Source organism: Mycolicibacter sinensis, assembly GCF_001673565.1.
In the GTDB taxonomy this organism is placed as follows: Bacteria; Actinomycetota; Actinomycetes; order Mycobacteriales; family Mycobacteriaceae; genus Mycobacterium; species Mycobacterium sinense_C.
In genome coordinates, this window is the sequence record NZ_LZMF01000104.1 from 39,856 (window position 1) to 54,368 (window position 14,513).

General features: G+C 70.9%; 12 protein-coding genes and 2 pseudogenes. 4 read left to right on the top strand and 10 right to left on the bottom strand.

The annotated features are described in order from the left end of the window. Window positions 1-44: 44 nt before the first annotated feature. Window positions 45-620: a sensor domain-containing protein gene (locus tag A5648_RS15485; protein ID WP_082966521.1), complete on the top strand. Its 576-nt coding sequence runs from the start codon at window positions 45-47 to the stop codon at window positions 618-620. 9 nt (window positions 621-629) lie between these two features. Here the strand turns inward: A5648_RS15485 and mnmA are convergent, their stop codons facing one another. The 9 genes from mnmA to A5648_RS15530 all read right to left on the bottom strand — a co-directional run bounded on the left by mnmA (window position 630) and on the right by A5648_RS15530 (window position 10,807). After that, window positions 630-1,706, bottom strand: coding sequence for a tRNA 2-thiouridine(34) synthase MnmA (gene mnmA, locus A5648_RS15490; protein WP_065025396.1), 1,077 nt, complete (start codon window positions 1,704-1,706; stop codon window positions 630-632). Window positions 1,707-1,716: 10 nt separating this feature from the next. Then, window positions 1,717-2,901, bottom strand: coding sequence for a cysteine desulfurase family protein (locus A5648_RS15495; RefSeq protein ID WP_065025397.1), 1,185 nt, complete (start codon window positions 2,899-2,901; stop codon window positions 1,717-1,719). Window positions 2,902-2,950: 49 nt separating this feature from the next. Further along, window positions 2,951-3,769: a lysophospholipid acyltransferase family protein gene (locus tag A5648_RS15500; protein ID WP_065025398.1), complete on the bottom strand. Its 819-nt coding sequence runs from the start codon at window positions 3,767-3,769 to the stop codon at window positions 2,951-2,953. After that, the gene (locus tag A5648_RS15505) at window positions 3,766-4,581 is read right to left on the bottom strand and encodes a GNAT family N-acetyltransferase (protein WP_065025411.1); all 816 of its coding nucleotides are present in this window, start codon (window positions 4,579-4,581) and stop codon (window positions 3,766-3,768) included. Before A5648_RS15505 ends, A5648_RS15500 begins: the two co-directional genes overlap by 4 nt. Window positions 4,582-4,657: 76 nt before the next feature. Then, on the bottom strand, window positions 4,658-5,383 hold the full coding sequence (locus A5648_RS15510) for an SDR family NAD(P)-dependent oxidoreductase (protein WP_065025399.1): 726 nt from the start codon (window positions 5,381-5,383) through the stop codon (window positions 4,658-4,660). After that, window positions 5,380-6,123: an SDR family oxidoreductase gene (locus A5648_RS15515; protein ID WP_065025400.1), complete on the bottom strand. Its 744-nt coding sequence runs from the start codon at window positions 6,121-6,123 to the stop codon at window positions 5,380-5,382. Before A5648_RS15515 ends, A5648_RS15510 begins: the two co-directional genes overlap by 4 nt. Before the next feature lie 92 nt (window positions 6,124-6,215). After that, window positions 6,216-8,978: an ATP-binding protein gene (locus A5648_RS15520; protein ID WP_082966520.1), complete on the bottom strand. Its 2,763-nt coding sequence runs from the start codon at window positions 8,976-8,978 to the stop codon at window positions 6,216-6,218. A gap of 46 nt (window positions 8,979-9,024) precedes the next feature. Further along, window positions 9,025-9,981 carry an electron transfer flavoprotein subunit alpha/FixB family protein gene (locus A5648_RS15525; RefSeq protein ID WP_065025401.1) on the bottom strand — a complete coding sequence of 319 codons (957 nt, stop codon included), beginning with the start codon at window positions 9,979-9,981 and terminating at the stop codon, window positions 9,025-9,027. A gap of 34 nt (window positions 9,982-10,015) precedes the next feature. Then, window positions 10,016-10,807, bottom strand: coding sequence for an electron transfer flavoprotein subunit beta/FixA family protein (locus A5648_RS15530; protein WP_065025402.1), 792 nt, complete (start codon window positions 10,805-10,807; stop codon window positions 10,016-10,018). A gap of 196 nt (window positions 10,808-11,003) precedes the next feature. Between A5648_RS15530 and A5648_RS15535 the strand changes: the two genes are divergently transcribed. The 3 genes and pseudogenes from A5648_RS15535 to A5648_RS15545 form a co-directional block, all read left to right on the top strand. Then, the gene (locus A5648_RS15535) at window positions 11,004-11,798 is read left to right on the top strand and encodes a class I SAM-dependent methyltransferase (protein WP_065025403.1); all 795 of its coding nucleotides are present in this window, start codon (window positions 11,004-11,006) and stop codon (window positions 11,796-11,798) included. Beyond that, a complete protein-coding gene (locus tag A5648_RS15540; protein WP_065025404.1) occupies window positions 11,795-13,315 on the top strand; it encodes a 1,4-alpha-glucan branching protein domain-containing protein in 1,521 nt (506 codons plus the stop codon). The genes A5648_RS15535 and A5648_RS15540 overlap by 4 nt, the downstream gene beginning before the upstream one ends. Window positions 13,316-13,388: 73 nt before the next feature. Continuing rightward, a pseudogene (locus A5648_RS15545) lies at window positions 13,389-14,276 on the top strand (glycosyltransferase family 4 protein); the annotation flags it as partial. On the opposite strand, the pseudogene A5648_RS22860 reads toward A5648_RS15545, so the two are convergent. Then, window positions 14,273-14,513, bottom strand: a pseudogene (locus A5648_RS22860) (glycosyltransferase); the annotation flags it as partial. The pseudogenes A5648_RS15545 and A5648_RS22860 overlap by 4 nt on opposite strands.

A 14,513-nucleotide genomic window follows, 5' to 3' on the forward strand; every position in this document is an offset into this window, starting at 1 on the left:
TGCTGCCGTTGTGCGCAGTCGCGGCGCTGCTGGGGTGCACCCGGATGGTGGATGGTGCCGGCCTCCTACCGCCGACGCAGATTCCAGGCCGCCTGCCACCCGACGGGGTCGAGATCAGCAAGATCTTGCTCGACAACTCCCGGATGCGCGGGATCACCGGCGCCGGTGAGGAATTGACGATTATCCCGTCCATGGACACCACCTCGCCGGTCGACATCGACGACCTCGCTGCGACGCTCCCTCCCCCGTGCCGCTACATCTATGCCGAGAACACGGTGTTCGGCAGAACGTTCGCACAGTTCCGCAAGATCACCTACCAGTACCCGCCCAAGGGGGCGTTGATCTCCGAGGGCGCCGCCGTCTACCCCGACCCGGATGCCGCCCGGAACGCATTCGACGCCCTCATCGGCACCGTCGCCGAGTGCGCCGACAGTTCGGCCGGCCCGGGCCTGGTCGGCGACTGGGCCGCCGACCAGCAGGCGCTACACACCCGTGCCGGCAACTGCGGCCGTTCGTATCTGCTCAAATCGGTTGCGCTGCTGGAGGTCACCCATTGCGGCTTCTCGGATTCGGTCGCCGATCTGGTGGTGACGAACATGGCGGCCGGGGTCCCCGGTTAGAGCGGTGGCTCAGTCTCCGGTGCCGGCAATGGTGGCGCTGGCGATCACTTCGTCGCCGCGCGCGTCCGGGCGGTAGCAGGCCAGGGTCTGGCCGCGGGCCACACCGCGCAGCGGCTCCCGCAGCCGCACCCGCAATTCGTGGCCGACCGGTTCGGCGATCGCGCCGACGGTCTCGCCGTGGGCGCGCACCTGCACCTCGCACTCGACGGGGCCCTCCCACGCGCGCCCCGAGGTGAACACCGGCGTCCGCCCGGTCAGCTCCAGCACGTCCAGGTCGGCGGCGGCACCCACGGTGACGGTGGCGGTGGCGGCGTCGATGCCGGTCACATATCGCGGCCGGCCGTCCGGTCCGGGCCCGGCGATGCCCAGGCCCTTGCGCTGGCCGATGGTGAAGCCGTGCACCCCGTCGTGTTCGGCCAGCACCGTCCCGCCGGCGTCGACGACGGCGCCGGGCCGCACCCCGATATGGCTGCCCAGGAAGGTGCGGGTGTCGCCGGTCGGGATGAAGCAGATGTCGTGGCTGTCGGGTTTGCTGGCCACCGCCAGGCCGCGTTCGGCGGCTTCGGCGCGGATCTCCGGCTTGGGGGTGTCACCGATCGGGAACGCCGCGTGGCTCAGTTGTTCGGCGGTCAGCACCGCCAGCACATAGGACTGGTCCTTGTCGGCGTCGACCGCGCGGCGCAGCCGGCCGTCGGCGAGTCGGGCGTAGTGACCGGTGGCCACCATGTCGAAGCCGAGCGCCACGGCGCGAGCGGCCACCGCGGAGAACTTGATCTTCTCGTTGCAACGCACGCACGGGTTCGGGGTCTCGCCGCGGGCATAGGATTCGACGAAGTCGTCGATCACCTCTGCTTGGAACTGCTCGGAGAAGTCCCACACGTAGAACGGGATGCCCAGCACGTCGGCGACCCGGCGGGCGTCGTCGGAGTCCTCCCGCGAGCAGCAACCCCGCGAGCCGGTGCGCAGCGTGCCCGGGTTGCGCGACAGCGCCAGGTGCACGCCGACCACATCGTGGCCGGCGTCGACCATGCGGGCCGCGGCGACCGACGAATCCACCCCGCCGCTCATGGCGGCGACTACCTTCATGTGGCTACCTTCATCGCGGCACCCCCGCGGCAGCCAGCATGGCCTGGCGGGCCCGTTCCACGGCGCCGGGCAGCACCGCCAGCACCGCGTCCACGTCAGCCTCGACGCTGGTGTGCCCCAACGACAATCGCAGCGAGCCGCGCGCGGCGACCGGGTCGGCGCCCATCGCGGTCAGGACATGCGACGGCCGCGCCACCCCGGATGTACACGCCGAACCGGTGGAACATTCGATCCCGTTGGCGTCCAACAGCATCAGCAAGGAGTCGCCTTCGCAGCCGGCGAAGGTGAAGTGCGCGTTGCCCGGCAGCCGGTCGGTGCGCGACCCGTTGACGCAGGTGTCGTCGATCGCCGCGAGCACCCCGTCGATGAGGCGGTCGCGCAGGCCCGCCACCCGGTCGGCGGTGACCTCGCAGGACCCCACCGCGATCTGCAGCGCGGTGGCCATCCCGACCGCACCCGCGACATCGGGTGTGCCCGAGCGGATGTCACGTTCCTGACCGCCGCCGTGCATCAGCGGGACACACGTCACGTCGCGGCGCACCAGCAGCGCGCCGGTCCCGCAGGGACCACCGAACTTGTGAGCGGTCAGGCTCAGCGCCGACAGCCCGCTGGTTTGGAAGTCGACCGGCAGCTGCCCCACGGCCTGCACCGCGTCGGAGTGCATGGGCACCCCGAATTCCGCTGCGACTACGGCCAGTTCGGTGATCGGCAGCACCGTGCCGACCTCGTTGTTGGCCCACATCACCGATATCAGCGCGACATCGTCAGCACGGCCGGCGTCCAATTCCGCGCGCAGCGCGGCCGCTGACACCGAACCGTCGGCCTCGGTGGGCAGCCAGGTGATCTCGGCGCCCTCGTGCTCGGCGAGCCAGCTGACCGAGTCGAGCACGGCGTGGTGTTCGATCTCGGTGGTGATGATCCGGCGCCGGCGCGGCTCGGCATCCCGGCGGGCCCAGTAGATGCCCTTGAGCGCCAGGTTGTCGCCGTCGGTCCCGCCGGCGGTGAACACCACCTCCGACGGGCGGGCGCCCAGCTGCGCGGCGATGGACTCTCGGGACTCCTCCATCCGGCGGCGTGCGGCGCGGCCGGCCGCGTGCAGCGACGAGGCGTTGCCGACACCGCTCATGACAGCCGTCATCGCCTCGATGGCCTCGGGGTACATCGGGGTGGTGGCGGCGTGATCCAGATAGACCATGACCCGCCCAGAATACCGGGCACTTCGAGGCACCCGACCAGCCATGCTTTCAGCAGAAGATGCAGGCCTGGCGCCTTGGCTGCGCCCGACAACTTACTGAGGCCTGACAGCGGGCGGCCAGCTCACGCCGATCGGACCCCGGCAGCTGCAAGGACGCGACGTGCACCCGCGCAACGGTGCGCCGTGCGGTGATCAAGCGCCGCATCGAGGCCACCAGGGTGTCGTCACCGACGAACGCGGGCAGGGTCGAGCGCGACCCGTCGGCGTGGTGGTAGCTGAGCCGCAGCGGCTGCACCGGCCGCGATGCGTCCACGGCGGCCTGGAACATCGCCGGGTAGTACCTGCCGTGGGCGCGCCCGCACCAGGTGGTGCCCTCCGGGAACGCCACGACGATGCGGCCCGCCCGCAACCTGGCCGTCACCGCGTCGACGACCGCCGGCAGCCCGCGCAGGCTGTCCCGGTCGATCGGGATGATCCGCAGCAGGCGGGCCAGCGCCCCGATGCCGGGCCAGCTGATCAGGTCGGCGCGGGCCACGAACGTGCCCGGCGACACCGCGCCGACGACGAACACGTCCAGCCAGGAGGTGTGCGCACTGACCACCAGCATGCCGGGCAGGTTGCGTACCGGCCCGCCTGTCGTGGTCACCCGCACCCCGAAGCAGCGCAGCACCAGCCGGCAGCAGCCGCGCTGGAACCGCACCCGGCCCGGTAACGGCACGGCCAGCAGTGGCAGCACCGGTATCAGTAGCAGCACCAGGGCCAGCCGGGCCGCCACCACCGCCGGGGAAACTCGCTCGGCGGCGCCGTGCACGCACGCCGGCGTGCAGAATCCCCGCGGCGCCCAGGGGTGCACGACGGCCCGGGTCACGCTTCGGGGGTGCCGGCGGCTGTCGCAGCCATCGAGCGCAGCCGGCGCAGATACCGGGTGTCTGCCTCGCTTCGGCACAGCAGCGCCGGGAAGTCCGCCACCCCGAAGGCGGGGTCGTGGGCCGGTTCACCGCAGATCCGCGCCCCCAGCCGCAGATAGCCGCGCAGCAGCGGCGGCAGGACCGGTCGCGCCGGCGGGGTGATCTCGTCGAGGCTCTTGCCGCCGAGCACCACCGGCCGATACGGCCTCACTCGGTGCGGGGAGGCGTGACGGCGCCGCACGAAGTCACGGACGCCGCGGATCTGGCTGCCGGGCGCACCCTCGCCGCGGACGGGCACCGACACGCAGCCGGTGATGTAGTCGTACTCGTAGCGGTCCAAATAGGCCAGGATCCCGGCCCACATCAACAGCACGACGGCACCGTTGCGGTGCCCCGGGCGTACCACCGCCCGGCCCATCTCGACCAGCGACGGTCGCAGCGGATCCAGCGAGCTGACATCGAATTCGCTTGCACTGTAAAGACCTCCGGCGGCGATGGCACCGGTCGGGGGCAGCATCCGGTAGCAGCCGACCAGCGCGCCGGAGGTGTCGTCGCGCACCAGCAGGTGATCGCAGTAGTCGTCGAACCGGTCGGCGTCGCGGCCGTCGGCACTGTGCGGCAGCGCGAACCCCGGCTCGGTGCTGAACACTTCGTAGCGCAGCCGCTGCGCGACTTCGATCAGCGCAGGATCCGTCGATACCAGCAGCGAGTATCGCGGGGTGTTGTCGGTGGTGGTGGGGTCGGGGGCGATGAGTACAGAACCAGTGCTCACACCCGGTACGGTCGCGCAGTCATGCGGCGTAAAGGCAATCACCGCATGACAGGTCGGTGCACGCTCGGTGACGAATTCAGGCGGCGGCACCACCGCCGTCGGCGTGCAGGGTCGATCCGGTGATGAAACTGGACCTCGGTGAGGCGAGAAACAGCACCGCTTCGGCGATCTCGGCCGCGTGTGCGGTGCGGCCGAGCGGAAGCGCCCGGCCCAGTTCGTCGTTGACCTCGCCCCATTCGGCGACCACCCCCTCGGTGGCGGTGGGGCCGGGCGCGACGCTGTTCACCCGCACCCCGTGCGGCCCGAATTCGGCGGCCCAGGTGCGGGTCAGCGATTCCAGCGCGGCTTTGGACGCGCTGTAGCTCGACGCCCCCGGCACACCCTTGAAGGCGACCATGCTGGTGACGTTGACGATGCTGCCGTGTCCGCGCCGCATCATTGCCGGCGCCAGTGCGGCGACCAGGAAGTAGGCGCCGCGCACGTTGGTGTCGAACGTCGACTCGAAGGACGTGACGTCCTGTTCGACGGTCAGCGCGCCCGGGAAGCTCGCGGCGTTGTTGACCACGATGTCGACCTCACCGCAGTGCCGGACAAGGGCTCTCACCGATTCGAGGTCGGACAGGTCGGCGGCCACGAACCGCACACCGGAACCGAGTTCGGCGACCGCCGCCGCGCCGCGCTGCGCCGAACGGCCGGTGATGATGACCGCGGCGCCGTGCCGCGCCAGCAGCCGCGCGGACTCGAGGCCGATGCCCGCGGTCCCGCCGGTCACCAGCGCGGTCTGGCCCGCGACGTCGTTCACTGGCTCGCCAGCCAGTCCGCCAGCCGGGTCTGGGCCAGCGTCGCGTCGGGGCCGGTGACCAACCCGGTGTCGCCGACCTTGGTGCCGAAATAGACGGCCGCCGGGTCGACGACGATCGGCAGGGACTCGCCCCGGTGCGCCAGCGCCGCCGCGGCCAGCTCGGCGAAGGTCATCTTCTCCGGGCCGCCGACGTCGACGATCCCGTCGACCGGCGCCGCCTGGGCGGCGCGGGCCACCGCGGCGGCCACGTCCACGCCGGCGATCGGCTGGATCAGGCCTTCGGGGGCCCGCACCACCCCGTCGACGGTCAGCGACGCGGTGATCGCGTCGGCGAACTCGTGGAACTGGGTGGCGCGCACGATCGTGTACGGCAACCCGGATTCGGCGATGATCCGTTCCTGGGCGACCTTGGCCCGCATGTAGCCGCTGTCGGGCAGGGCGTCGCAGCCCACGATCGACAGCGCCACGTAGTGGCTGACATCGGCCTGGCGGGCCGCGGTCACCTGGTTGGTCGTCGAGCGGGTGAAGAAGTCCAACACCGGGTCGTCGTCGAAGTTCGGTGAGTTCACCACGTCGACCAGCACGTCGGCACCCGACAGTGCCTCGGCCAGGCCCTCGCCGGTGAGGACGTCCGCGCCGGTGTTGCGCGAGGCGGCCACCGGCTCGTGCCCGGCGGCGGCCAACAGCGAGACCACTTTCGTGCCGATCTGACCGCTGGCGCCCATCACGGTGATTTTCATGTCGTTCCGCCCTTCCGTTGGCCGACTGTGTCTCGTCCACACTGGCACCGGCAAGGCGATGGGTGTACCCCGGAAAGTCCGTAGTCTGTCCGTCACCGCCACGGGGTGTCGCGCAGCTGGCGGCGCGAGCGGATGGCCAGCTTGGCGAACACCTTGCGCAGGTGCCATTCCACGGTGTGCGCGCTGATGAATAACTGGGCGGCGATTTCGGTATTGGTCAGTCCCGCCCCGGCCAGTTCGGCGATCTGCTGCTCCTGGGCGGTCAACGCATCCCCCGCGCCGGCCGGACGCTTGCCGGCCTTCTGGCCGGTGGCCTGCAGTTCCCGGCGGCTGCGGTCGGCGAACGCCCGGGCGCCCATCCGGGCGAACGCCTCGTGCGCGGTCCGCAGCTGGGCACGGGCGTCGGTGCGACGGTTCTCCCGGCGCAGCCATTCGCCGTACAGCAGGTGAGTGCGCGCGAGTTGGACGGCGATACGCGTGCGACCCAGTCGCTCGATCGCCTCGCGGTAGAGGCTCTCCGCGGTGTCGCCGCCGCTGAGCAGCGCCGCCGAGCGGGCGCGCATCCCGTGCGCCCAGTCGGTTCCGGCGGCCTGGGTTCGTTCACCGAGCTGCTCCAGCGCGTCGGCGGCCACATCCGGCCGGTCGCTCCGGACGGCCGCCTCCACCAATTCCACCAGGTTCCACCCGTATAGCCCCAGGTCCTCGTATTCACAGGCCCGGACCAGCAGCTCACACGCCGCCTGATAGTGCCCCAGCCCGTTGTGCAGCACCGCGCCGGCGTACCCCGCCAGCCCGGTCACCCGTCCCTCACCGCGAGCGACCCCGTCGCGCATGGCGGTATCGAGCAGTCGGGTGCTCTCCGCTTCGTCACCGACCCACGCCGCCAACGCCAGCTCGTGATAGCGCAACGGTGCCTGGCCGGCGGCAGCCGAGAGGGCGCCGGCCTCGCCCAGTAATGCCTGCGCCGATGCGAACTCGCCGGACTGGATGTGCAGGCCGGCCCGGGTCGTCAGCGCCGTCGGCAGCATCGCCAGCGCACCGGTGTCGGTCGCGACCCGTACCGCGTCGGTGGCGATCCGGTACCACGATTCGTCGTCCCACGCATCGTGCACGGCCGCTTCGTATCCGACCGGAAACGCCTGCCAGGACCAGCTTGTCGGGGTCAGCGCGGCGACAGCGGCACGCAACAGCGGCACGCCGGCAACGCTTCCCGCGCTGATTCGGGTGTTCAAGGCCCGCAACAACAGTTCGGCCGGGCGACTCGGGTGGCCCGCAGCCGAGCCGGCGGCCAGCGCGGCGGTGACGTGCGGGCGCACATCGGCGCCGAATTGCCGGCCGGCGTACATCGCGGCGCTGACCGCTTCCAACAGGGTCTCCTGCGCCATTGCGGCATCCAGCGGTTCCAAAGTGCTTGCGGCGCGAAAGAATTGGTGGACCGAATCCACCAGCGCCAGTGCATCACCGCTACCGCGGCCGCGGGTGAACGCCAGTTGCGCGCGCATGCGTGCCAGCCGGGCCCTTTGCAGCGCATCCAACGGCGCCAGTTCGGCGGTGGCCAGCAGCTCACCGGCGGCGTCGAATTCAGCGGCGGCTCGCTTGGCTTCGGCGGCGTCGAGTGCACGCGATCCCCGCCGGTAGGCAGCGGGGGTCAGTTCGGTGGCACGGGCCAAAAACGCTGCCACGGCCGCGGTTCCGCCCCTGATCGCGGCTCTGCCGGCGGATTGTTGCAGCTCCGCGGCGACGGCTTCGTCGGGTTCGGCGGCAGCGTGCGCGCGATGCCAGGCCCGGCGGTCGGGATCGTGCGCCGGGTCGGTTGCCGCGGCCAACACACGGTGTGCGTCTCGGCGATCCTCGCCGGTCGCCGCGCGGTAGACCGCGGAGCGCACCAGCGGATGCCGGAATCGCACGTGCGCCGCCACATCGACCAGCCCCGCCTCCTGCGCCGCTGTCAGGGCCGCCGCGGACAGGCCCAGCTCCGCGGCGGCGCGCAGCAACAACGCGGCGTCACCCACCGGTTCGGCGGCAGCCACCAGCAGCAACCGCTGGGTTTCGTCGGGCAGCGACCGGACCTGTTCGAGGAAGTGCTGTTCGATCTGGCCGGCGACCGGCTGGACGTCGGGCCGGTAGTAGCCGCCGGCCAATTCGGCGGCGGACAGGCCGCGGGGCAGCTCCAGCAGCGCCAGCGGATTACCGTGCGTTTCGGCGACGATCCGGTCGCGCACCTGAGCATCGATGCGCCCGGGCAACGCCGATTCCAGCAGCTCCCGGGCGTCGGCCTCGCCGAGCCCGCGCAACACCAGCCGGGGCAGGCCGGTCAGCGCGTCGACCCGCTCACGCAGCCCGAACACCAGTGCCACCGGTTCGGCCTGCAGGCGGCGCGCCACGAACCCCAACGTCTGCGCCGTCACCTGGTCCAGCCACTGGGCATCGTCGACCAGACACAGCACCGGGCGCTCGCCGGCGGCCGCGGCAAGCAGGCCCAGCGCCGCGAGCCCGACCAGAAAGCGGTCCGGTGCCGGACCCGAACGCAGCCCGAAGGCGATCTGCAGCGCCTCGTGTTGCGGTTCGGGAAGCGCGCCGGCGCACTCCATCAGCGGGGCGCACAGCTGCTGCAGGCCGGCGAAGGCCAGTTCCATGTCGGACTCCACCCCGGCCGTTCCGATCACCCGGAACCCGGTCGCGCGCTCGGTGAGGTAACCCAGCAGCGCGGTTTTGCCGATGCCGGGCTCACCCCGCAGGACCAGCGCCTGCCCGTGGCCGTCACGGGCTCGGGCGAGAAGGTCCTGCAGGTGCGCGCATTCGGCATCCCGTCCGGTGAGTCCGTGCTCCCGCCGAGCAGACGCGAAAGCCCCCATTCCGATATCGAAATGGGGGCTTTGGCGTCTGCTCACGCAGAAGAAACTATCCCTTGCGGGTCTTGACCGCCTCGGTCAGCTGCGGGGCGACCTTGAACAGGTCGCCGACGATGCCGTAGTCGGCGATCTCGAAGATCGGCGCTTCCTCGTCCTTGTTGACCACCACGATGGTCTTGGACGTCTGCATGCCGGCCCGGTGCTGGATCGCGCCGGAGATCCCCAGCGCGATGTACAGCTGCGGCGAGACCGTCTTGCCGGTCTGGCCGATCTGGAACTGGCCCGGGTAGTAGCCCGAGTCCACCGCGGCACGCGAGGCGCCCACGGCCGCACCGAGCGAGTCGGCCAGCTCCTCGACCACCGAGAAGCTCTCCGCGCTGCCGACGCCACGACCGCCGGCCACCACGATCGGGGCCTCGGTGAGCTCCGGACGGTCACCGGCCACCGCAGGCTCACGCGAGGTGATCTTGGTGGCGTTCTCGGCGGCGGCGGGCACCTCGACGGTGACCTGCTCGCCGGCACCGGCGCTCGGGGCCGGCTCCACGGCACCGGCCCGCACGGTGATCACCGGGGTGTCACCGGTGGGCTCGGCCTCGACGGTGTAGGCGCCACCGAAGATGGAGTGCACCACCTTGGCGCCTTCCTTGACCTCGACCACGTCGACCAGCAGACCGGATCCGATCCGGGCCGCCAGCCGGCCGGCAACCTCTTTGCCCTCGGCGGTGGCAGCGATCAGCACCGCGGCCGGGGTCGCCGATTCGGTCAGCGAGGCCAGCACGTCGACGGTCGGGGTGACCAGGTAGCCCTCCACCACGTCGGACTCGGCGACGTAGATCTTGGCGGCGCCGGCCTCCTTCAGCCCGTCGACCAACGGGGCGGCGGCGCCGGGGGCGCCGACGACGACCGCGGACGGTTCGCCGAGCGCACGCGCGGCGGTGATCAGTTCGGAGCTGACCTTCTTCAGCGCTCCTTCGGCGTGCTCGACGAGCACGAGTACTTCAGCCATGTTTGTTTACTTCCGTCTCTGTGAGTCTGGGCGCTTAGATGATCTTCTGGCCGACCAGGTACTCGGCGATCTTGGTGCCGCCGTCGCCTTCGTCGGTCACCTTCTCGCCGGCGGTCTTCGGCGGCTTCGGCGTGGAAGCGGTCACCTTGGACCCGGCGTTGGCGACCCCGACCTCGTCGGCCTCGACCCCGATCTCGGCCAGGGTGAGCACGGTGACTTCCTTCTTCTTGGCGGCCATGATGCCCTTGAAGGACGGGAAGCGCGGCTCGTTGATCTTCTCGTTGACGCTCACCACCGCCGGCAGCGTGGCCTCCAGGGCGAACACGCCGTCGTCGGTCTCCCGCTCGCCGGTGACCTTGCCGTCCTCGACAGCCAGTTTGCGCAGGTGGGTCAGCTGCGGCAGGCCCAGGTACTCGGCGATGATCGCCGGAACCGCGCCGCCGACGCCATCGGTGGACTCGTTGCCGGCGATGACCAGCTCGGTGCCCTCGATGGCGCCCAGGGCCCGGGCCAGCGCCCAGCCGGTCTGCACCACGTCAGAACCCTTCATGCCGTCGTCGAGCAGGTGCACGGCCTTGTCGGCCCCCATCGACAGCGCCTTGCGGATCGCCTCGGTGGCCCGCTCGGGGCCGGCGGTCAGCACGGTGACCGTGCCCTCGGCGCCTTCCCGCTCACGGATCAGCAGCGCCTCTTCGACGGCGCGCTCGTTGATCTCGTCGAGCACGGCGTCGGCGGCGTCACGGTCCAGCGTGAAGTCACTGTCGCTGAGCTTGCGCTCCGACCAGGTGTCTGGGACCTGTTTGATCAGGACCACGATGTTCGTCATGAGTGTGGTTCGTCCTCCTCGAAGGGGTCCTGCGACGGCCGGCCACAGGACTGGGTCACGATTCACGCAGCCGCACGACCATGTTACTGATGAGTAACTTCGAGCGGTTCGCGTGTACAGCGTAGCGGGTCGTGATAGGGCGACTGCGGGGTAGCCGGTTCGCGTAGCGCAGGGTTCGCGTTAGCCTGCCTATGCAATGAAATCCACTGACGGTCCCGACTCCCCCGCCGACACCACCCTGGTGCTGACCGGCGAGCGGACCATTCCCGGGCTCGACGTCGAGAACTACTGGTTCCGCCGCCACGAGGTCGTCTATGAACAGTTGGCGCCGCGCTGCGCCGGGCTCGACGTACTGGAGGCCGGCTGCGGGGAGGGTTACGGCGCCGATCTGATCGCGCGCGCGGCCCGCCGGGTGATCGGCTTGGACTACGACGACGCCGCGGTGGCGCATGTGCGAGCCAGCTATCCACGGGTGGAGGCCATCCAGGGCAATCTCGCCGCGCTGCCGCTGCCCGACGCCGCGGTGGACGTCGTGGTCAATTTTCAGGTCATCGAGCACCTGTGGGACCAGGCGCAGTTCATCGCCGAGTGCGCTCGGGTGCTGCGTCCCGGCGGGCTGCTGATGGTCTCCACGCCCAACCGGATCACCTTCTCCCCTGGCCGCGACACCCCGATCAACCCGTTCCACACCCGCGAGCTCAACGCCGCCGAGCTGACCGAGCTGCTGGTCGACGGCGGCTTCGTCATGGAGGCGATGCTCGGGGTTTTTCATGGGCCGGCCCTGCGCGAGATGGACGCCCGGCACGGCGGCTCGATCATCGACGCCCAGATCGAACGGGCGCTGGCCGACGCGCCATGGCCCCAGCAGCTGACGCGCGACGTCGCGGCGGTGCGCACCGCGGACTTCGACATCGTCGAGGACGGCCCGGCGCACGACAGCCCGGATATCGATGACAGTTTGGATCTGGTTGCGATCGCGGTGCGGCCGTGAGCGAAAAGCCCTCAGTGCCGGGTCTTTTCACCCTGGTGCTGCACACCCACCTACCGTGGCTGGCCCACCACGGCCGCTGGCCCGTCGGTGAGGAGTGGCTCTACCAATCCTGGTCGGCGGCGTACCTGCCACTGATGCGGGTGCTGCGGACACTGGCCGCCGAGGGCCGGCGCAACCTGCTCACCCTCGGGGTGACGCCGGTGGTCGCCGCCCAGCTCGACGACCCCTACTGCCTCGACGGGATGCACCACTGGCTGGCGAACTGGCAGCTGCGCGCCGCCCAGGCCACCACCTTGGCGGATCTGCGCGACTTCGGCCGGCACGAGTGCGCCGCGGCCGAGCAGGCCCTCGAGGACTTCGCGCTGCTGTGGCGCCACGGCGCCAGCCCGCTGCTGCGCGAGCTGGCCCAGGCCGGCACCGTCGAACTGCTCGGCGGTCCGCTGGCCCACCCGTTCCAGCCGCTGCTGGCGCCGCGGCTGCGGGAGTTCGCGTTGCGCGAGGGCCTGGCCGACGCCCGAGCGCGGCTGGCCCATTCCCCCACCGGGATCTGGGCGCCGGAGTGCGCGTACGCGCCCGGCATGGAGCAGGGCTACGCCGCCGCGGGGGTCTCGCACTTCATGGTCGACGGCCCGTCGCTGCACGGCGACACCGCGCTGGGCCGCCCGGTCGGTGCGACCGACGTGATTGCGTTCGGCCGCGACCTGCAGGTCAGCTATCGGGTGTGGTCGCCGAAGTCGGGCTACCCGGGCCACGACGCCTACCGGGACTTCCACACCTACGACCACCGCACCGGGTTGAAGCCGTCGCGGGTGACCGGCCGCAACGTCGACCCCGAGCACAAGGCGCCGTATGACCCCCAGCGCGCCGACGCCGCGATCGACACCCACGTCGCCGATTTCGTCGAGGTGGTTCGCAACCGGCTGCGGGCCGAGGCAGAGCGGATCGGCCGCCCCGCCCATGTGATCGCCGCGTTCGACACCGAGCTGTTCGGCCACTGGTGGTACGAGGGGCCGACCTGGCTGGCCCGGGTGCTGCGGGCGCTGCCCGAGGCCGGGATTCGGGTCGGCACGCTCTCGGATGCGATCGGCGCCGGGTTCGTCGGCGATGCGGTCGAACTGCCGCCCGGTTCGTGGGGTTCGGGTAAGGACTGGCGGGTGTGGGCCGGGGAGAAGGTGGCCGACCTGGTGCAGCTGAACACCGAGGTGGTCGACACCGCGCTGGGTGCCGTGGACAAGGCCCTGGCGCAGACGGCGGGGCCGAGCACCCGCGACCGGGTCGCCGACCAGATCCTGCGCGAGGCACTGCTGACGGTGTCCAGCGACTGGCCGTTCATGGTGAGCAAGGACTCCGCCGCCGACTACGCCCGCTACCGGGCGCAGCTGCACGCCCACGCCACCCGGGAGATCGCCGACGCGCTGGCGTCGGGCCATCGCGACGTGGCCGAACGGCTGGCCGAGGGGTGGAATCGGGCCGACGGCCTGTTCGGTGCCCTGGATGCCCGTAGGCTGCCACGGTGACCCCCCGCTCGACCTCCCCATTGCGCTACCTAGTGCGCGCGTTGGGGGCACCTCGTCAGAACGGACCAGCCGCGTGAAGATCCTGATGGTGTCGTGGGAGTACCCACCGGTGGTGATCGGCGGCCTGGGCCGGCACGTGCATCACCTGTCCACCGCGCTGGCCGCCGCGGGCCACGACGTCGTCGTGTTGGCTCGCCGGCCCTCCGGCACCGACCCGACCACCCACCCGCTGTCGGACGAGATCAGCGAGGGCGTACGGGTGGTCGCCGCGGCCCAGGACCCGCACGAGTTCTCCTTCGGCGACGACATGATGGCCTGGACCCTGGCAATGGGTCACTCCATGGTGCGCGCCGGACTGTCGTTGAAAACCGATGGCGGCCAGACCTTGTGGCGCCCCGATTTGGTGCACGCCCACGACTGGCTGGTGGCGCACCCCGCGATCGCCCTGGCCGAATTCTACGATGTGCCGTTGGTGTCGACGATCCATGCCACCGAGGCCGGGCGGCACTCCGGCTGGGTGTCGGGTCCGCTGAGCCGTCAGGTGCACGCGGTGGAATCCTGGCTCGTGCGCGAATCCGACTCGCTGATCACCTGTTCGGCCTCCATGCGCGACGAGATCACCGACCTGTTCGGTCCCGGGCTGGCCGAAACCACCGTGATTCGCAACGGAATCGACGCCGCCCGCTGGCCGTTCGCCCGCCGCCGGCCCCGCACCGGACCGCCGGAGCTGCTGTTCGTCGGGCGCCTCGAATACGAGAAGGGCGTCCACGACGCCATCGCCGCGCTGCCGCGGATCCGGCGAGCACACCCGGGAACGACGCTCACCGTCGCCGGTGACGGCACCCAACAGGACTGGCTGATCGAATGCGCCCGAAAGTACCGGGTACTCAAGGCCACCCGGTTCGTCGGACGACTGGATCATGAGGAACTGTTGGCGATGTTGCACCGCGCGGACGCCGCCGAGGCCAGGGCCGGCACATCGCGCGGCGGACACGACATACCGGTGTCGCCGTCGATCACGGCCTCGCCCAGCCCGCCGACGTTCGATGCGACCAGCGGGGTTCCGGCCGCAGCGGCCTCCAGTGCGGCCAGCCCGAACGGCTCGTAGTGGCTGGGCAGCACGGCGGCGTCCGCGCGGTGCAACATCGCCAACAGTTCCTCATGATCCAGTCGTCCGACGAACCGGGTGGCCTTGAGT